General features: G+C 58.3%; 18 protein-coding genes. 9 read left to right on the top strand and 9 right to left on the bottom strand.

Going from position 1 to position 17,188, the window contains the following annotated elements; genetic code table 11:
* Positions 1–2: 2 nt before the first annotated feature.
* The 4 genes from ssb to ACEW8J_RS09570 all read right to left on the bottom strand — a co-directional run bounded on the left by ssb (position 3) and on the right by ACEW8J_RS09570 (position 3,486).
* Positions 3–521 carry a single-stranded DNA-binding protein gene (ssb, locus tag ACEW8J_RS09585; RefSeq protein WP_373491413.1) on the bottom strand — a complete coding sequence of 173 codons (519 nt, stop codon included), beginning with the start codon at positions 519–521 and terminating at the stop codon, positions 3–5.
* Positions 522–568: 47 nt separating this feature from the next.
* Complete coding sequence (locus tag ACEW8J_RS09580; RefSeq protein ID WP_373491412.1) at positions 569–2,428, bottom strand: ferrous iron transporter B; 1,860 nt, start codon at positions 2,426–2,428, stop codon at positions 569–571.
* A 3-nt stretch (positions 2,429–2,431) separates the two neighbouring features.
* Entirely contained in the window at positions 2,432–2,701 is a 270-nt protein-coding gene (locus ACEW8J_RS09575) for a ferrous iron transport protein A (protein ID WP_373491411.1), read from the bottom strand.
* Between the two features lie 119 nt (positions 2,702–2,820).
* Entirely contained in the window at positions 2,821–3,486 is a 666-nt protein-coding gene (locus ACEW8J_RS09570) for a COQ9 family protein (RefSeq protein WP_373491410.1), read from the bottom strand.
* Between the two features lie 130 nt (positions 3,487–3,616).
* On the opposite strand from ACEW8J_RS09570, the gene ACEW8J_RS09565 reads away from it, so the two are divergent.
* Positions 3,617–4,717 (top strand): alkene reductase, encoded by a 1,101-nt coding sequence (locus tag ACEW8J_RS09565; protein ID WP_373491409.1) that lies wholly within the window; start codon positions 3,617–3,619, stop codon positions 4,715–4,717.
* Positions 4,718–4,732: 15 nt separating this feature from the next.
* On the opposite strand, the gene ACEW8J_RS09560 is transcribed toward ACEW8J_RS09565, so the two are convergent.
* The gene (locus ACEW8J_RS09560) at positions 4,733–5,188 is read right to left on the bottom strand and encodes a DUF1465 family protein (RefSeq protein ID WP_373491408.1); all 456 of its coding nucleotides are present in this window, start codon (positions 5,186–5,188) and stop codon (positions 4,733–4,735) included.
* Positions 5,189–5,348: 160 nt separating this feature from the next.
* Positions 5,349–5,546: a YdcH family protein gene (locus ACEW8J_RS09555; RefSeq protein WP_373491407.1), complete on the bottom strand. Its 198-nt coding sequence runs from the start codon at positions 5,544–5,546 to the stop codon at positions 5,349–5,351.
* Positions 5,547–5,737: 191 nt separating this feature from the next.
* On the opposite strand from ACEW8J_RS09555, the gene ACEW8J_RS09550 reads away from it, so the two are divergent.
* From ACEW8J_RS09550 to ftsH, 6 genes are all read left to right on the top strand, one after another.
* Positions 5,738–5,890, top strand: a complete 153-nt coding sequence (locus ACEW8J_RS09550) for a YdcH family protein (RefSeq protein WP_373491406.1) — start codon at positions 5,738–5,740, stop codon at positions 5,888–5,890.
* Positions 5,891–6,001: 111 nt separating this feature from the next.
* Complete coding sequence (ptsP, locus tag ACEW8J_RS09545; RefSeq protein WP_373491405.1) at positions 6,002–8,284, top strand: phosphoenolpyruvate--protein phosphotransferase; 2,283 nt, start codon at positions 6,002–6,004, stop codon at positions 8,282–8,284.
* A 172-nt stretch (positions 8,285–8,456) separates the two neighbouring features.
* Complete coding sequence (locus ACEW8J_RS09540) at positions 8,457–9,287, top strand: helix-turn-helix domain-containing protein (protein WP_373491404.1); 831 nt, start codon at positions 8,457–8,459, stop codon at positions 9,285–9,287.
* A 121-nt stretch (positions 9,288–9,408) separates the two neighbouring features.
* The gene (locus ACEW8J_RS09535) at positions 9,409–10,281 is read left to right on the top strand and encodes a hypothetical protein (protein WP_373491403.1); all 873 of its coding nucleotides are present in this window, start codon (positions 9,409–9,411) and stop codon (positions 10,279–10,281) included.
* Positions 10,282–10,284: 3 nt separating this feature from the next.
* Positions 10,285–11,238, top strand: a complete 954-nt coding sequence (gene tilS / locus ACEW8J_RS09530) for a tRNA lysidine(34) synthetase TilS (protein ID WP_373491402.1) — start codon at positions 10,285–10,287, stop codon at positions 11,236–11,238.
* A gap of 167 nt (positions 11,239–11,405) precedes the next feature.
* On the top strand, positions 11,406–13,358 hold the full coding sequence (ftsH, locus tag ACEW8J_RS09525) for an ATP-dependent zinc metalloprotease FtsH (RefSeq protein WP_373491401.1): 1,953 nt from the start codon (positions 11,406–11,408) through the stop codon (positions 13,356–13,358).
* A gap of 107 nt (positions 13,359–13,465) precedes the next feature.
* Here the strand turns inward: ftsH and rpoZ are convergent, their stop codons facing one another.
* Positions 13,466–13,813, bottom strand: coding sequence for a DNA-directed RNA polymerase subunit omega (rpoZ, locus tag ACEW8J_RS09520; RefSeq protein ID WP_089134505.1), 348 nt, complete (start codon positions 13,811–13,813; stop codon positions 13,466–13,468).
* Positions 13,814–13,974: 161 nt separating this feature from the next.
* Between rpoZ and ACEW8J_RS09515 the strand changes: the two genes are divergently transcribed.
* Positions 13,975–15,186: a phosphatidylserine/phosphatidylglycerophosphate/cardiolipin synthase family protein gene (locus ACEW8J_RS09515; RefSeq protein ID WP_373491400.1), complete on the top strand. Its 1,212-nt coding sequence runs from the start codon at positions 13,975–13,977 to the stop codon at positions 15,184–15,186.
* Positions 15,187–15,389: 203 nt separating this feature from the next.
* Complete coding sequence (locus ACEW8J_RS09510; protein WP_373491399.1) at positions 15,390–16,448, top strand: serine hydrolase; 1,059 nt, start codon at positions 15,390–15,392, stop codon at positions 16,446–16,448.
* Between the two features lie 3 nt (positions 16,449–16,451).
* Here the strand turns inward: ACEW8J_RS09510 and ACEW8J_RS09505 are convergent, their stop codons facing one another.
* Positions 16,452–16,646 (bottom strand): hypothetical protein, encoded by a 195-nt coding sequence (locus tag ACEW8J_RS09505; RefSeq protein ID WP_373491398.1) that lies wholly within the window; start codon positions 16,644–16,646, stop codon positions 16,452–16,454.
* A gap of 88 nt (positions 16,647–16,734) precedes the next feature.
* Positions 16,735–17,070: a hypothetical protein gene (locus ACEW8J_RS09500; protein ID WP_373491397.1), complete on the bottom strand. Its 336-nt coding sequence runs from the start codon at positions 17,068–17,070 to the stop codon at positions 16,735–16,737.
* Positions 17,071–17,188: the final 118 nt, after the last annotated feature.

Here is a 17,188-nt window from a genome sequence, read left to right as displayed (position 1 = left end):
CATCAAAACGGCACATCATCATCCAGATCACTGTCAAACGCACCGCCACCCTGACCACCGCCGGAGCCGCTCTGGCCCCAGCTGTCGTTGGAACCGCCGCCGCCAGAACCGCTGCTCTGACCGCCGCCCCAGCCGTCGTTGCTGCCGCCACCCTGGCCGCCGCCGCCTGGCTTGCCGTCGAGCATTTCCATTTTCGCGTCAAAGCCCTGCAGCACGACGTCGGTGCTGTAGCGGTCATTGCCGGACTGGTCCTGCCACTTGCGGGTCTGCAGCTTGCCCTCGAGATAGACCTTGCTGCCCTTGCGCAGATATTTTTCGGCGACCCCGGCCAGGCCTTCGTTATAAATCGAGATATTGTGCCACTCGGTCTTTTCCTTGCGCTCGCCGGTCTGCTTGTCTTTCCAGCTTTCCGAGGTGGCGACGCTGAAATTGCAGACCTTGCCGCCATTGGCGAAGGTACGCACTTCCGGATCCTTGCCCAGATTGCCTACGATGATGACTTTGTTGATGCCGCCGGCCATTTCAAATTCCCCAAAAAATATAACGTGAATATCGATTCTTGGGGACTCTATAGACCGAGGGCGACGGCACTCCAATATGTAATACCGGCCGCCGCATAGGCGAGTGCAAAAAGATAGACGAGCATGAAGACTGGCCATCTCCAGCCGTTGGTTTCGCGGCGGGTAACCGCGATGGTCGAGATGCATTGCGGGGCAAAGACAAACCAGGCGAGAAAGGCGAGCGCTGTCGGCAGCGACCAGCGCGACTGCAAGCGTTCGGTCAGTGATTTGGCTTCCGCTTCCTCGTCGGGCGCATCGATCGCATAGGTCGTCGCCAGCGCGGCTACCGCCACTTCCCGTGCCGCCATCGCCGGGATCAGAGCAAGCGCGATATCGCGGTCGAACCCGATCGGCTTGACGATCGGAGCGATCACATTGGTGATCCGTCCGGCGGCGCTATAGTCGACCTGGCTCATCGCGCTGTCTTCCGGCACTTTCGGAAAGGTCAGCAGCAGCCAGAGAACCACGGTGGCGGCAAAGATGATCGTGCCGGCGCGCCGCAGGAAAATCCAGGCGCGCTGCCACAGGCCGATCAATATGTCCTTCATCAGCGGCAGCTGATATTTCGGCATTTCCATCAGGAAGCCACTATTCGGTCCCTTGGTTACCGTGCTGCGCAACACCAGCGCGACTATCATCGCGCCGACGATCCCGAACACATAGAGTCCGAAAAGCACCAGTCCCTGCAGCCCGATGCCGGGGCCTACGCGGCTCGGTGGAATGAACGCGCCGATGATGATCGCATAGACCGGCAACCGCGCCGAACAGGTCATCAGCGGCGCGACCAATATCGTGGTCAGCCGGTCCTTCGGATCAGAGATGCTGCGCGTCGCCATGATGCCGGGAATGGCGCAGGCAAAGGAGGACAGAAGCGGAATGAAGCTGCGCCCCGACAGGCCGACGCTGGCCATCAGCCGGTCCATGATGAAGGCGGCGCGGGTCATGTAGCCGCTGGCTTCGAGCAGCAGGATGAACAGGAACAGGATCAGGATCTGCGGCAGGAAAACCACCACTGAACCGACGCCGCCGATCGCTCCCTCGATGATGAAGTCGCGCAGGAAGCCCGCTGGCAGATTGGCCTCGACCCAGGTGGCCATCCATCCGCTGGCGCTGTCGATCAGGTCGATCGGTGCCTCCGACCAGGCAAAGACCGCCTGAAACATGACGAACAGGATCGCGAACAGGATCAATGGGCCGGCAAAGGGGTGCAGGAACAGCCGGTCCGCCCGCTCCGACCAGCGCCGGCCGGCGGTTTCCGAGATGATGGCCAGGTCGGCGATCCGCTGCGCCTGCTTGCGCAGACCGTGATCGCGTTCCCTGGCGATAGCGGGTTCGATATCGTCCGGCTTGTGCCGCAGACGCTCTTCTACCGCCGCGGATAATTCTTGCAGACCGCGTCGCCGCACGGCCACGGTCGGAATCACCGGGACGCCGAGAGCTTTCTCAAGCCTGGCCGGGTCCAGCGTCAGCCCGTCCCGCTCCGCCAGATCCATCATGTTGAGCGCCACCACGACCGGCTGGCCGAGCGCGATCACTTCCAGCGCGAAACGCAGATGATTGTCCAGATTGGCGGCATCGAGCACCAGGATGACCGCGTCGGGCCGGCGCTCGCTTTTATGCAGCCCCATGATGACGCTGCGCGTGACTTCTTCATCAGGGCTGGTCGGGTCGAGGCTATAGCTGCCCGGCAAGTCAACCAGTTCGGCCGGGCGGCCGTCGGCAAAGGTGAAATGTCCAGATTTGCGTTCGACGGTCACCCCGGGATAGTTGGCGATCTTCTGTCGCGCACCGGTGAGCGCATTGAACAAGGCGCTTTTGCCGGAATTCGGGTTGCCCGCGAGGACAATGAGAGGAGCAATTTCAGACATCAATCAGACGGGGGTGGTTACCGCGACGGGGCATACCGATATCGCCCGGGCGTGCGATCGGCGCACCGCGATCATCATCCGCCCGACTTTCAGGGCGATGGGGTCGTTGACTCCGAACATGCCCTTGTACAATTTCTCGACCGACACGCCTTCTTCGATACCGAGGGCCCGCAGGCGCCGGCCTTCATTCTCGGATATGGCCGTCCAGTCGATCGCGACAACTTCAGCACTTTGCTTGAGGGACAGCAAATCCAGAGTGGTGGATGGAGGCATGGTTATGGGAACTCGACATTTCTAGTTGCGAGTGATTATCAATATTAATTAGCCTTGGCGAGTCTTTTGTCAGAAGCAGTTCGGTGCCGGATGCCAGCCGGTGGTTGCGCCCTCTCCTGTCACGCGCCCCGATAGCGCAACCGGCCGATGAAGCGCGCCATGCTGAAACGGTCACCGCCCCGGCCGGTGACCTTGGCCTTGATCTTTTCGAACTGCATTATATTTTCAATCCGACGATCGAGAAAGGCACGGGATTCAGAGAAATTTTCGCTGTCATCGTCGAGAAAGACGCTGATCGTGCTGCCATATACGCCGGATAGCAGGGTTCTTTTGGTGTAATGATTATAGTCGGTGGCGGTGTCGCCCGCGAGCCGCCACATCCGGTCTGCCGCCCGCCAGCCCATTTTCGTCGCCCTGCGCACATGCGGCGGTGCAGCCAGGATCGCCAGCGCCCGCCGCAGCCCTTCACGATGAGGCGCCAATATGTCCAGCCGCGCTTCGACCAGGGACTTGATCCGTTGCCGTACTTTCATCGCGGCCAGTTCTTCCGCGCTATATTTTTCGGCCATTTGCAGATCAACAGCCTGAAACCAAGAATCAATCATGTCGACCGGGCCATCATTGAAGGCGAGTCTGGCGAGGTCGGCATCGACGCCGGCAAGGTCCGCAGCGGCCAGAACGGCCTTGTCGTTCCAGCCATCGAACGCCGCCTGTGCCGCCAGTTCTGGCGCGAGAAAGGCACGCACCTCATCGAGGGTCGGATCTTCGGGAAGCGATGCGGCCATGGGAGTTCCTTTGAAATCAGAGCTATCAATATAAACAGAAATTGCTGGGTTTCAAACCATTGCATTTGGCCCGGCCGTCTCTTAACTGTCTGATTAACAATTCAAGCCTTTTCTTCAGGGGAATTTCATCTTGTCCACATTATTTGATCCGATCACCGTTGGCGCCATCGAAGCCCCGAACCGCATGTTCATGGCACCGCTGACGCGCTGTCGTTCGACGATGGAACATGTGCCGACGCCGATCATGGGCGAATATTATGCCCAGCGCGCCGGGGCCGGCCTGATCATTTCGGAAGCGACCGGAATCAGCCAGCAGGGCCTGGGCACGCCGTTCGCGCCGGGTATCTGGAACGAGGCACAGACCGAAGCGTGGAAAGCCGTGATCGATCAGGTCCATCAGGCCGGCGGCCGGATCATCTGCCAGCTCTGGCACATGGGCCGTATCGTCCATCCCGACTTTCTGAACGGCGAAAAGCCGGTCTCTGCTTCCGCGACCACCGCGCCGGGCAGCGTCCGCACCTATGCCGGCAAGAGAGATTATGTCGAAGCCCGGCCACTGGAAATCAGCGAAATACCCAGCCTGCTCGATGATTATCAACATGCGGCGGAAAATGCCAAAAAAGCCGGTTTTGACGGGGTGCAACTGCACGCCGCCAATGGCTATCTGATCGACCAGTTCATCCGGTCGGGGACCAATTTGCGGACCGATGACTATGGCGGACCGGTCGAAAACCGCATCCGGCTGCTCGGAGAAGTCACCCAGCGTCTGGTTGATGTCTGGGGCGGCGACCGCGTGGCGGTCCGCCTGTCTCCCAATGGCGATTCCCAGGGTGCGGATGACGCGACGCCGATCGAAACCTTTACCGCTGCGGCCAAACTGCTGGACCAGATCGGCATCGCCTTTCTCGAACTGCGCGAACCGCCCGCCCATGGCACCTACGGCAATACCGATGTTCCGGCGGTGAGCCCTGACATCCGGCCGGTGTTCAAAGGCCCGCTCGTGCTGAACAGTGACTATTTCTATGACAATGCCAGCGCCGCGCTGGCTGAACACAAGGCGGACGCTATCAGTTTTGGCCGGACGTTCATGAGCAATCCGGATTTGCCCGACCGTTTCCGCGCCGGCGCAGAACTCAACCCGATCGATTTTACACCGACCTGGTACAGCCAGGGACCGGAGGGATATGTCGATTATCCGACAATGGAGCAGAGCGAGAAAGTGAGCGCCTGATCGGCTTTCGCCCGATTAAAATGCGCTTTCGAGGCGGCGGAACATGTCCTGGACCGCTGATTCCGCGTCTGTTTCCTGCTGCAAGCGGATCGACAGGCGCTGCAGGCGCTCGAACAATTCTTCGCTGGCAATGACGATCTGGCGCGCTTCGGGCGGAAAAAGGTCGACCATCCGCTGATCGGTGGTCGGTCCGTTGCCGAGTGCGCGGTCATAATTCCAGGCTTCGCCTTCGGACAATTCGCCGCTGTGCAGGGCTTTCTGGTTCAACAGCCAGGCGATGCAGTGCATCAATCTTGTCGTGACTTTCAGCGATTCACAGGAAAATGAGACGGCGAGGAGATTATCCGGATCGGCCTGCTCATGGAAACGCCCCGATTCGAAATAGGACCGCGCTTCATCCGCCAGCACCATCGCCTCGGTATAAAGGGCGTCGATCAATTTCAGAGTCAGAAGGGATTCACGAACCGTCATCGTGGCTCTGTAACAAAATATCAGCGTCTGGGCATGTGTAAATTCGTCCTGTCGGCTGCCCGATGCGCCCCTGTTTCAAACTGACACGTAGGAGATTCCGGGGTTAACTGGTGGATAAGGTTGGTTAATGAGGAGCAATCCCGCGGAACAAGCCAGAGGTTCAGGCGATGATGTCGGGAATGAGCTGGTTCTCGAGCAGGATGATGCGATCGCGCAATTGCAATTTTCTTTTCTTGAGTCGCGCCGTCATCAACTGGTCCGTGCTATTCGCTGCCACCAGCGCAGCGATCGCTTCGTCGAGATCGCGATGCTCTATTTTCAGCAGCTCAAGCCGCGTTTGCAACTCTTCATCGCTCATCCCCATCCCCGATCATTCTCCCCCTTGCGTCAGTGCAACAATATTGTAATCTTAACCCTATTCATGGTTCATATCGAAACCAAGACATATTAATCATGAAACCGAACGCAAAGCCCTATTGGCTTTCACTGCAGGAAAGGAAGCTTTCATCCTCGTTCATTTTCAAAAACACCATTTTTGAGGAGACTTAAATGATTCAGAATCACATGTCAGCATTGCGCAGAAAGCATGAAGCGCTGGAACGCGAGATCAACAAAGAAGAAACCCGCCCCCTTCCCGACACGATTCGAATCCATAGTCTGAAAAAAGAAAAGCTCCGACTGAAGGAAGAACTGCTGAACTAGCCATGAGGCTCCGACGGCGATCCGACTAGCTCGGTAAAGTTGAAATCCGCTTTGGCGGAAAGGCTGTTATTCAATATCGCGCTCCCCCAGCCTTTCTGCTAAGCGAAAATCATGCCCGTAACAGATCCCTTGAGTACCAATACCGCGCGTAAGATATTGACGGGTCTGCGAGCGATCATGGCGTTGCGCGGCAATGCCCAGAATAAATTGAACAAGGTGGTCGATACGATCGCGAACGCCGTGAGCAGCGAGGTCTGTTCGATCTATTTGCGCCGGGAAGGTGTCCTGGAGTTGTTCGCCACCCACGGACTCAATCCAGAAGCGGTTCACGTCACCAAGCTGGCCATGGGCGAAGGGCTTACCGGCTATATCGCAAAAAATGTCGAAACGCTGAACCTGGACGAGGCGGCCAGCCATCCCGATTTCCAGTATCGGCCGGAAACCGGCGAAGAAAAATTTCACAGCTTTGCCGGCGTGCCGATCATCCGCAACCAGCGGGCAATCGGCGTTCTTTGTGCCCAGCATATCGAACCGCGCCGCTATTCCGAAGTCGAGATTGAGGCCTTTCAAACGGCAGCGATGGTTTTGTCGGAATTGATCACCAGCGCTGAGCTTGTCGACGACAATCTTGCAGAGGAAATCGCGTCGCTAGACAATGGGGCCAACCGGCTGAGCGGTCTGCAACTGGTCAAGGGCAAGGCCAGTGGCCATGCGGTCTTCCATCAGCCACGGGTGAAAATCGAACATACGGTGGCGGAAGATACCGAGGCCGAGCGGCACCGTGTCTATTCGGCGTTCGACAAGATGCGCGACCAGATCGACCAGATGACCAGCCAGGCGGAATTCGGTGTTGGCGGCGAGCATGAGGAAGTGCTCGAGACCTACAAGATGTTTGCCTATGACGAAGGCTGGAGCCGGCGCATCAACGAAGCGATCGACAGTGGCCTGACCGCGGAAGCCGCGATCGAGAGAGTGCAGCAGCATACCCGGATGCGGATGCGTCAGATTGATGACCCGCTGCTGGCCGAACGCATGCATGATCTGGAGGATCTGGCCAACCGCCTGCTGCGCATCGTTTCCGGACAGATGAGCACGGCTGCCAAAATGGGCTTGCGGCAGGACACGATCCTGATTGCCCGCAATCTGGGTCCGGCGGAATTGCTCGAATATGACCGGCGCCGGTTGAAGGGCGTAGTGCTCGAAGAAGGCTCGCTGACGGCCCATGTCACGATCATCGCGCGAGCCATGGGCATCCCGATCCTGGGCCAGGTCAAGAATATCCGGCAGATCGTGCGAGAAGATGACCATCTGCTGCTCAATGTCGATGAAAATGTCGTGTTTGTCCGACCCGGTCCTTCGGTGGAAGATGCGTTCGAAGCCCAGCTGGAGCTCAGCCAGAAAAAGCGCGCCGCTTATTCCGAGCTGCGCGACAAGGATGCGATCACCAAAGACGGGGTGCGGATTACAGTCAATATCAACGCGGGTCTGCGTGACGATCTGGCCTTGCTCAATTTGACCGGTGCCGACGGCATCGGGCTGTTCCGGACCGAGTTTCAGTTTCTGGTCGCCGCGACCATGCCGGGACGAGCGGGTCAGACCCGCTTCTATCGGGATGTGCTGGATTCGGCTGGCGACAAGCCGGTCATTTTTCGCACCGTCGATATCGGCGGCGACAAGCCGCTGCCTTATTTCCAGACCAGCGACGGCAAGGAAGACAATCCTGCGATGGGCTGGCGGGCCATTCGCATTGGCCTGGAACGAGATGCCCTGATGAAGGTGCAGGCGCGCGCCCTGATCGAGGCGGCGGCCGGACGGAAACTGAATGTCATGTTCCCGATGGTCGCAGAACCGTGGGAATTTGATCAGGCCAAGGCGGTATTCGAGAGCCAGCGTGCCTATCTGGCCAGTCAGAAGAAGCGGCTGCCTTCGCAGATCCGATATGGAGCGATGCTGGAAGTGCCGGCGCTGGCAGAATGCCTGGACTTGATGGCCAAACGGCTCGACTTCCTGTCGATCGGAACCAATGATCTGACACAGTTTCTTTTTGCCGCAGACCGCAGCAATCCCAAATTGGCCGAGCGGTTCGACTGGATGAGTCCGGCCATTCTCCGATTCCTGCGGCGTACGGCAGACAATGCCAAACGGTTCGAGATTCCGCTCAGCGTCTGCGGGGAGATGGGTGGTCGCCCGCTCGATGCCCTCGCTCTAATGGGACTGGGTATCCGCAACCTGTCGATCACCCCCGCATCGGTCGGTCCGATCAAGGCAATGGTGCGGTCGCTGGATCTCGGTCAGGCCACAAAGGAAATCGAGGCGATTTTGCAGGAAGCTCCTGACGAACCGAGAGTCCGCCTGGAACATTGGGCCGATCAGCAAAAAATTGATCTGGGCTGATCGGCTTTTGGCCAATTGGCAGACAAATTATACCGTCAACCGCCCGAAATGATCAAATGCAGCATTGTGACCATGATAGCCATTGACTTTTGCTGCTCAAACTGGCTTTTTTCCTATGATTATCCGGGGAGTGCGAAAAGGGTCGCAAATTGTCCGGCCAAGGGAGTATTGAGTGGCCGAAGATAGCAATGATGAAGAAAATGTAGAACTGAACCTGCACAACACAGGTGAAACATTGCGCCGTGCGCGGGAGCAGAAAAACCTGTCGCTCGAAGATATTGCCAAAAAAACCCGGATCCCTTATCGCCATCTGGAATCGATCGAAACGGGTGATTTTGAAGCGCTCCCCGGACGAACTTATGCAATCGGCTTTGCCAAATCCTACGCCAGGGCCGTCGGCCTGGTCGATGCTTCCATCGGCAGCCAGCTCCGCGCGGAAATGGATGAACAGGGGCACAAGCCCTATCAGCCCGAAGACAGCGGCTATGCTCCCGCCAACCCCTCCAGCATCCCCCCGCTCTATCTGGCATGGACGGCCGCCGGGATCGGGGCATTGGTGCTTGTCGGCTATCTCGTTTGGCGTACGCTAATCCTCAATCCGGACGATATGATGCAGGTCGCTGAAACCGCAGCGCCGATGGAAACGGTATCGAACAATGCGGATGCGCGGGCCGCAGATGTTAGCGGCCCGACACCAGCGAGCGATGGAACCGTGATACTCACGGCAACCCAACCGGTCTGGATGAAAATCTATGATGCCGAGGGCGAGCGCCTGTTTGAGGATGAGATGAATGCGGGCGATACTTTCACGGTGCCGGCGGACGCCAACGATCCCCAGATCCTGACCGGGCGTCCCGATGCGCTGACGGTGACCATAGACGGTCAGGTTGTCCCGCAGCTGGGTTCGGCAGAACGGACGATCAAGGATGTAGGGGTGAGCGCGGCAGCTTTGCTGGCGCGGAACAATGGCAGCAATATATCCGCTGATTTATCGCCAGATTGAGACACGCACGCGCCGTCAATAGAAGCAATGGGTGGCCGGATTCCGCCTGTTGAAAGACATGTTTTTATTTACTTTTCAGTCCAGTATATGGTTAATATCCGGGAAATCAGCGGAGGCCTTCATGAAGAAATTTGGTATCACAATCCTGCTTGGCGGCTTGCTTATCGGCACACCTGCTTCGGCTCAGACCGCGAATGTAGACAAACGTGTCGATCGGCTTGAGCAAGAATTGCGGGCGGTTCAGCGCAAGGTTTTTCCTGGCGGTTCTTCCCGCTTTTTCGAGCCTGAAATTACGCCGGAAGCGGGCCCGGCATCTCCCGCGACGGCGATCACGACCTCGGCCGTGACCGACCTGATTGCCCGGGTTGATGCGCTCGAATCCAGCCTGGCCAGGCTCACGGGTCAGGTGGAAGAGAACGGCTTCCGGCTGAAGACGATCGAGGACCGGTTGGCGGCCGCCGATACACCAAGCATGATCGGAACGAGTAGCAGCGGATCGGTATCGACGTCTTCGCCGCAAGCGCCACAGGTAACGGCGCCTGAGGCGGCACCCGATCCCGCGCGTGTCGCCGGCGTGGCTTCGATCATCATGCCGGAAACCGGCGATGCGGCAGAAGACTCCTATATTTATGGCTATCGGCTGTGGGAGGCAAAATTCTTTCCCGAAGCACAGGCGCAGTTGAACAAGATGGTCGAGGATCATCCGGGCCATCCACGAGCGAGTTTCGCCCAGAATTTGCTGGGCCGCGCCTATCTCGATGACGGCAAGCCCGCGCTGGCATCGGTTGCGCTCTACGAAAATTACCAGAAGCGACCGCGCGGAGACCGCGCTCCGGACAGCCTCTATTATCTCAGCACGGCGCTGGTGCAGCTGGACAAAAAAGCCGATGCGTGCCGGGTGCTGGCGGAAATGCAGGATGTCTACCCCGAAGTGGCCAGTGGCCGGCTGGCCGACCGAGTGACCGCAAGCAAGGCCGCCGCAAACTGCAGATAGTTCATGGTCGATGAAGCCGCCTCGCTCGAAGACCGCTTTGTGGCGGCGCTTGACCGGCTGGTTCCCGAACTGGAATCGAATGACCAGCGGCTGGGCCTGGCCGTTTCAGGGGGTCCCGACAGCCTTGCCCTGCTCTTGCTGGCATGGCAAATCCATCCCGGCCGGATTGCCGCTGCAACCGTCGATCATGGCTTGCGGCCGGCCTCCCGCACCGAAGCGGAATATGTAGCCTCTTTGTGCCGCGAACATGGCATCCCGCACGAAATCTTGCGGCCCGGCGTGCCGATCCGCGGCAGCATCCAGAGCGCCGCGCGGCGCGCGCGCTATGGATTGCTGCACGACTGGATGAAGGACAAGGAGGTTCACTGGCTAGCCACCGCGCATCATGCCGATGATCAGTTGGAGACCATGATCATGCGGATCTTGCGGGGAAGCGGCATTGATGGAATGTCGGGCATCCGCGAGAAACGGAGCCATATCATCCGGCCTCTGCTGCATTTTCAGAAGGCAGAACTGGAATCCTATGTCACTAGCCAGGGCCTCGAGGCGGTCGACGATCCCTCGAACCGCGATCAGGGCTATGATCGGGTGCGCGTGCGCAATGCGCTGCAGGATCTGGAAGGATTTGATACCCGGCTCGCCAGCCAGAGCGCCAGCGCGTTGAGCGCGGCGCGCGAGGCAATCGAATGGATGGTGGAACGGCTTGCCAGCGAACAGATTTCAAAGACAGATCTTGGTTGTACGCTCTCCCAAACGGCCTTTCCCGCCGAGATCCAAAGGCGGCTGCTGCTCAAATGTCTGCATATCTGTGATCCCTCATTATCGCCGCGGGGCAACCAGATCGACCAGACGATCCGCGCTCTGGAACAGGGGCAAACCGTCACCCTGGGCGATATATTGTGTCAAGGTGGGGAGCGCTGGCACTTCCAGCCCGCTCCGGAACGGCGGAATCGCTGATTTTTCTGCTGCAACCCGCTGCCCCGTTGTTCCGATCACAGATATCGGTAAAAACATTGGCGTTCATATTGTCATCCGCGGTAAAAGGACTATCTTGATAGAACCGATAGAATTGCGGCGAGATGCCGGTCATCTGCTGCAACCATGATTACAGGACAAGATGCGCAATGAATGACGAACAGGATCCAAAAGAAAACCCCTGGATGAAAAGCATGTTCATCTGGGCCGGCATCATCGTTGCGCTTTTGCTCACCGTGTCGATGTTCGGCGCCGGAGCCGCCAGCGATGCCGGGACCGGCATCAGCTATTCCTCGTTCCGCAACAAGGTCGAAGAAGGCAGCGTCAAAAGCGTTGCCATCGCGCCGGACAAGATCACCGGTGAACTCACCAATGGTGACATGTTCTCGACAACCCCGGTCGGCAACGATCCGTCGCTGGTGACCTTGCTCGATGAAAAGGGCGTGGAATATAGCGGCAAGGCGCAGGAACAGGCCAGCATCTGGCAGATCATTCTCGTGCAATCCCTGCCTTTCATCCTGATCCTCGGCATTGCCTTTTTCGTGCTGCGCCAGATGCAGAAGGGCAGCGGGTCCGGAGCCATGGGTTTCGGCAAGTCCAAGGCCAAGCTGCTGACCGAAAAGCAGGGCAAGGTCACTTTTCAGGATGTCGCCGGTATTGATGAGGCTCGCGAAGAGCTGGAAGAGATTGTCGAGTTCCTGAAAAATCCCGGTCGCTTTGCCAAGCTGGGCGGCCAGATTCCGAAAGGCGCGCTGCTGGTCGGTTCGCCGGGTACCGGTAAAACGCTGCTGGCCCGTGCCATTGCCGGCGAAGCGGGCGTTCCCTTTTTCTCCATTTCCGGTTCCGACTTTGTCGAAATGTTTGTCGGCGTCGGCGCCAGCCGTGTCCGTGATATGTTCGAACAGGCGAAGAAAAATGCACCGTGCATCGTCTTTATCGACGAAATAGACGCTGTCGGGCGCCATCGCGGTGCCGGTCTCGGCAATGGTAATGACGAACGCGAACAGACGCTGAACCAGCTGCTGGTCGAGATGGACGGCTTTGAAGCGAATGAAGGCATCATCATCATTGCCGCAACCAACCGTCCCGACGTGCTGGACCCGGCCCTACTGCGCCCCGGCCGTTTTGACCGGCAGGTGGTCGTGCCGCGCCCCGATATCGAAGGACGCGAGAAAATTCTCGCGGTACATATGAAGAAGGTGCCGCTGGCGCCCGATGTCGACCCACGCACGATTGCGCGGGGCACGCCCGGTTTCTCCGGTGCGGATCTCGCCAACCTCGTCAACGAGGCAGCCCTGATGGCGGCTCGCCGTGGCAAACGGATGGTCGCGATGAGCGAATTCGAGGATGCCAAGGACAAGGTCATGATGGGGACCGAGCGCAAGTCGATGGTGATGACCGACGACGAGAAGAAGATGACCGCCTATCACGAAGCGGGCCATGCCATCGTATCGGTGCATGAGCCGGCATCCGATCCGATCCACAAGGCGACAATCATTCCGCGCGGCCGCGCCCTCGGCATGGTCATGCGCCTGCCGGAGCGGGACAATTACAGCTATCACCGCGACAAGATGCACGCCAATCTGGCGGTGTCGATGGGCGGCCGCGTCGCCGAGGAAATCATCTTCGGCCATGACAAGGTGTCGTCTGGCGCCTCCAGCGATATTCAGTACGCGACCAAATTGGCGCGCGACATGGTCACCCAGTGGGGCATGTCGGACGAGATGGGACCGCTGCAATATGAAGAGGAGCAGGGCGAAACCTTCCTCGGCTATTCGCAATCCCAGCGCGTTCACATGTCGGATGAAACCGCGAAGAAAATCGATCTGGAAATTCGCAAGCTGATCGATGACAGCTATGGTCGGGCGAAGCATCTGCTGACCAAGCACGAAGATCAGCTTCATGCTCTGGCCAACGCCCTACTTGAATATGAAACCCTGTCGGGCGAGGAAATTGACGAGCTGGTCAAGAACGGGAAGTTCCATCGGCCGGGTGGTGACGTTGTCAAGCCGGCAGCGGTGCCGACGATCGGCACCACCATCCCCAAGACGGGACGGAAGAAGAAGGGGCCGTTCACCGACCCCGAACCGCAAGGCGCCTGACCCGCGGTCGACCGACCCAACAGGATAAAAGAAAAGGCCGCTCGGGATTGTTCCCGGCGGCCTTTTCTTTTTCTCAACAGCTTTTGTTGCGCGGCGAGGCGATCAACTCAGCGGCGACCGTAGTCTCCGGCGACACCGGCACTGCGCGGTGGTGCAGCAGCGGTCAGTCGGAGCGCTTCTGCCGACTGGCTGATCGATCCGATTTCATCCGGCGTGTCATCATCATCGATGAGCACCTTCTGCAGCGATTGCACCAGGCTTTCTTCAAGATCTTTCGGCTTGACCGTTTCTTCTGCAATCTCGCGCAACGCCACGACCGGGTTTTTATCGCGATCGCGATCCACAGTCAGCTCTGCGCCGCCTGAAATCTCGCGTGCACGCTGGGCGGCAAACAATACCAGATCAAACCGGTTTGTGACTTTATCAACGCAATCTTCAACCGTAACGCGAGCCATAAGGCGCTCCTGATTCTTGAAACTTTTGGAAAAGAGGCCTGCATCTAGGGCTAAGGGCGAGATTTGTCAACAAATCCACACCGGCAAGCGGATCCGCGAGCAAACCAATCGGCAATCTAATGGTTTGTCCTTGAGGGATTGATAATCTATGCCCCGCCACCATGGACAGCACGAACGCCAATTTGCGGCCATCCCAAGCCGATCTTCCGCAATGGCTTGACGTTGGTGCAAACCGGCTGCGGCTTGTCCGCCCGGCAGAAGAGCGTCTTTCCGTGCTGGTTGAAATGCTCGATCGGGCGGAAAAAAGCCTGAAATTGTTCTTCTACATGTTCGAGGATGACCGCACCGGACGGATGATATTGGCCAGGTTGGTTGCCGCCTGTGAACGCGGGATAGCGGTCGAAATGATGGTTGACAGCTTTGGCTCCAATGGTGCGCCGGACAGTTTCTATGACCCGGTGATCCAGGCAGGCGGGGAATTCCGGATTTTCAGCCCCCGCTTTTCCACCAGCTATTTCATCCGCAATCATCAGAAAATGATCATCGCCGATGATCGCTCCGCCCTGATCGGCGGTTTCAACATTGCCGATGATTATTTCGATGTGAAGGAAGCAGACGCCGAAAGCGGCACGATCGATGACAGCTGGGAGGATCTCGGCCTTGAAATCGAGGGGCCCGAGGTGGCAAATCTCGCCGGCTATTATCGCCTGTTGTCCGACTGGGTCTATCGGGACAATGGCAACATGCGTTCGCTGCGGAAGATGGTGCGGCACTGGGACGCCGGAAATGGCCAGTTTCGATGGCTTCTGGGCGGCCCGAGCAATCGGCTGAGTCGCTGGGCGGCGGCGATCAAGAGGGATTTGGAAAACGGCAGCCGGCTCGATCTTGTCACCGCTTATTTTTCTCCGGGACAGGGCCTTTTGCGACGGATCGGCGGGCTGTCCAAGCGTGGCGGTCAAAGCCGGATCATATTGCCGGGCAAAACCGACAATGCGGCAACCATCGGAGCCAGCCGGTTGCTATACGGCTATCTGCTCAAGCGAAATGCCCGTATTTTCGAATATCAGCCCAGACGCCTCCACACCAAATTGGTGATAGTCGATGACGCCGTCTATATCGGCTCCGCAAATTTCGATTTGCGCAGTCTGTTCATCAATGTGGAAATGATGTTGCGGATCGAAGACGCCGCCTTCGCCGATCATGCGCGGGGGGTGATTGACATCCTGCACGACGATTCGGAGTCCATCACGTCCGAATTGCACAAGTCGCGCCGCTCCTTGCTCAATCGCCTGCGCTGGACGCTATCCTATTTTCTCGTCAATACACTCGATTATCGGGTCACCAGCAGGTTCTATTCCGGCAGCAAGACGTAAGAGACATCCGTCGATGGCTGACCCGGTTTGCCACTCTTCCGGCCCAATCTGACACAGCCGGTCGCAGCAGAAGAATCACTCACCGCAATCCCGAGTTATGCCTCTGTTCAGAAAGACACACCTAGTTAGAAGAATCTATGAACATTCCAGCAATCAATGACCGACCGCAGATGAGATATTTTAGGCAAATTCTGGCAGTGCTGATGGCGATGACCGTAACCGCCTGCGTGGCGGCGCCAAACCCGCCGGTGTCGCAGCCTGCAGGTGTTCCCCCGCCGATTTACCGGAATCAGGCGCCCTCGCCGCCGCCGCGCGCCAATATAGCGCGTGAGCAGCCCAATCCGGCGCTGGTTCGCGAAATCGCCGATCTGTGGCGGTCGTTCCCCGGAAAAACCGGGATCGCCATCAAGCGGATCGATGGCGAATGGGAGTTCGGCCACCGGGAGGATGAATATTTCCCGCAGCAAAGCGTGTCCAAGCTGTGGGTGGCGATGGCCTTGCTCGACAAGATTGATCAGGGCCGGGCATCCTTGTCCGATCCCATCCGCATCACCAGGGACGATCTGACTCTGTTCCACCAGCCGATGGCGGTTGAAGTGGAACGCAATGGTGCGGTCGTGAAGACCGTCTACACGTTGCTTGAAAACGCGCTGACGAGCAGTGACAATACCGCCAATGACGTCCTGCTCAATCATGCCGGCGGGCCCGAGGCGGTCCGCCAGTTCATTGCGAAAAACTCCCTTGGAAAAATTCGTTTCGGACCGGGCGAGCGACTGCTGCAGAGCGGCATTGCCGGGATGGAATGGCGGCAGAACCTGTCATACCAGCGGTCATTTTACACTGCCCGCGCCCAGATACCGGTCGAGCAGCGGCGGCAGTCGCTGAACGCCTATCTCGCTGATCCGGTAGACGGAGCCAGCCCGATGGCGATTGCTCACGCACTCGACAAACTGGCCCGGGGTGAACTGCTCTCGGACAATTCGACAAAATTGCTGCAATCTGTTCTGACGCGCACCCGCAGCGGACCGAACCGGCTGAAGGCTGGCGTCCCCCCGGGCTGGCAATTCCTGCACAAGACCGGAACCGGGCAAGTTCTGGGTGCGGTTGCTACCGGATATAATGATATCGGGATCATGACCGCGCCGGATGGCACGCGCTATGCCGTGGTCGTGATGCTGGGCGACACAACCGCTTCGGTGCCCGAACGGATGCGTCTGATGCAGGCGGTGACCCGCGCGGTCGGACGGTATCATCCAGGCTGAGGCTTACTCGGTTTCGGCGGGCTTTGCGTCTATATTTTCAATGGATTCGGGCGGTGCATTGCGCTCGTCCAGCATTTTCGCGGCTTCATCCAGCGCCTTTGCCTCGCCGACGGTTACCCCGCCGGGGCCGGGGTCATTCTGGGCCGGGCCGCAGCCCGCCAATCCGGTCAATATCAAGGCAGTGGCAATGCGTTTCATAGCGTTGTCCTATAGGCAATTCCGTCCGGGCCAAAGACAAAAAAAGGGCCGCCCGAAGACAGCCCTTTAATTGGATCGATGAAAAGACTTAGTTCATTTCTTTTTTCGCAGCGTCTGCAGCTTTGTCTACTGCGCTTTTGGCAGCATCCTTGGCAGCAGTGCCTGCAGCTTCAGCGGCTTCGCCAGCGGCTACAGCAGCGTCACCAGCGGCATCCGCAGCTTTTGCAGTTGCGGCAGCGGCAGCTTCGCCCATGGCATCGGCTTCGCCTTCGGCAGCATCCATGGCTTCAGCAGCAGCTTCTTCAGCGGTTGCTTCGGTGCCTTCTACTGTTTCTTCTGTGCCCGTTTCCGCATTTTCTGCGCCAGAACATGCGGCCAGGCCGAGTGCGGCAGCCAGAACGATTGACGTTGTAACTTTTTTCATTGGGTTAACCCTCTATCAAAATCCTCAAAAACCACGCAGGCAGAGCGACTTTACCTCCCTGTTCTGCGGTGTGGAGCATTAGCGATACAGCCGAATGAACGCAATGCGGAACCTGATT

The organism is Parasphingorhabdus sp., assembly GCF_041748495.1.
In the GTDB taxonomy this organism is placed as follows: Bacteria; Pseudomonadota; Alphaproteobacteria; order Sphingomonadales; family Sphingomonadaceae; genus Parasphingorhabdus.
The sequence above is the reverse complement of the archived record's forward strand: the minus strand, read 5'-3'. Positions and strand labels throughout refer to the sequence as shown.

Excerpts from the sequence above, each read along its gene's own strand:
- ACEW8J_RS09510 (WP_373491399.1), top strand. The coding sequence starts at position 15,390 with ATGGCGATGACCGTAACCGCCTGCGTGGCGGCGCCAAACCCGCCGGTG.
- ACEW8J_RS09575 (WP_373491411.1), bottom strand. The coding sequence starts at position 2,701 with ATGCCTCCATCCACCACTCTGGATTTGCTGTCCCTCAAGCAAAGTGCT.
- ACEW8J_RS09555 (WP_373491407.1), bottom strand. The coding sequence starts at position 5,546 with ATGAGCGATGAAGAGTTGCAAACGCGGCTTGAGCTGCTGAAAATAGAG.
- ftsH (WP_373491401.1), top strand. The coding sequence starts at position 11,406 with ATGAATGACGAACAGGATCCAAAAGAAAACCCCTGGATGAAAAGCATG.
- ACEW8J_RS09515 (WP_373491400.1), top strand. The coding sequence starts at position 13,975 with ATGGACAGCACGAACGCCAATTTGCGGCCATCCCAAGCCGATCTTCCG.
- ACEW8J_RS09505 (WP_373491398.1), bottom strand. The coding sequence starts at position 16,646 with ATGAAACGCATTGCCACTGCCTTGATATTGACCGGATTGGCGGGCTGC.
- tilS (WP_373491402.1), top strand. The coding sequence starts at position 10,285 with ATGGTCGATGAAGCCGCCTCGCTCGAAGACCGCTTTGTGGCGGCGCTT.
- ACEW8J_RS09580 (WP_373491412.1), bottom strand. The coding sequence starts at position 2,428 with ATGTCTGAAATTGCTCCTCTCATTGTCCTCGCGGGCAACCCGAATTCC.
- ssb (WP_373491413.1), bottom strand. The coding sequence starts at position 521 with ATGGCCGGCGGCATCAACAAAGTCATCATCGTAGGCAATCTGGGCAAG.
- ACEW8J_RS09560 (WP_373491408.1), bottom strand. The coding sequence starts at position 5,188 with ATGACGGTTCGTGAATCCCTTCTGACTCTGAAATTGATCGACGCCCTT.
- ACEW8J_RS09550 (WP_373491406.1), top strand. The coding sequence starts at position 5,738 with ATGATTCAGAATCACATGTCAGCATTGCGCAGAAAGCATGAAGCGCTG.
- ACEW8J_RS09535 (WP_373491403.1), top strand. The coding sequence starts at position 9,409 with ATGAAGAAATTTGGTATCACAATCCTGCTTGGCGGCTTGCTTATCGGC.
- ptsP (WP_373491405.1), top strand. The coding sequence starts at position 6,002 with ATGCCCGTAACAGATCCCTTGAGTACCAATACCGCGCGTAAGATATTG.
- ACEW8J_RS09570 (WP_373491410.1), bottom strand. The coding sequence starts at position 3,486 with ATGGCCGCATCGCTTCCCGAAGATCCGACCCTCGATGAGGTGCGTGCC.
- ACEW8J_RS09500 (WP_373491397.1), bottom strand. The coding sequence starts at position 17,070 with ATGAAAAAAGTTACAACGTCAATCGTTCTGGCTGCCGCACTCGGCCTG.
- rpoZ (WP_089134505.1), bottom strand. The coding sequence starts at position 13,813 with ATGGCTCGCGTTACGGTTGAAGATTGCGTTGATAAAGTCACAAACCGG.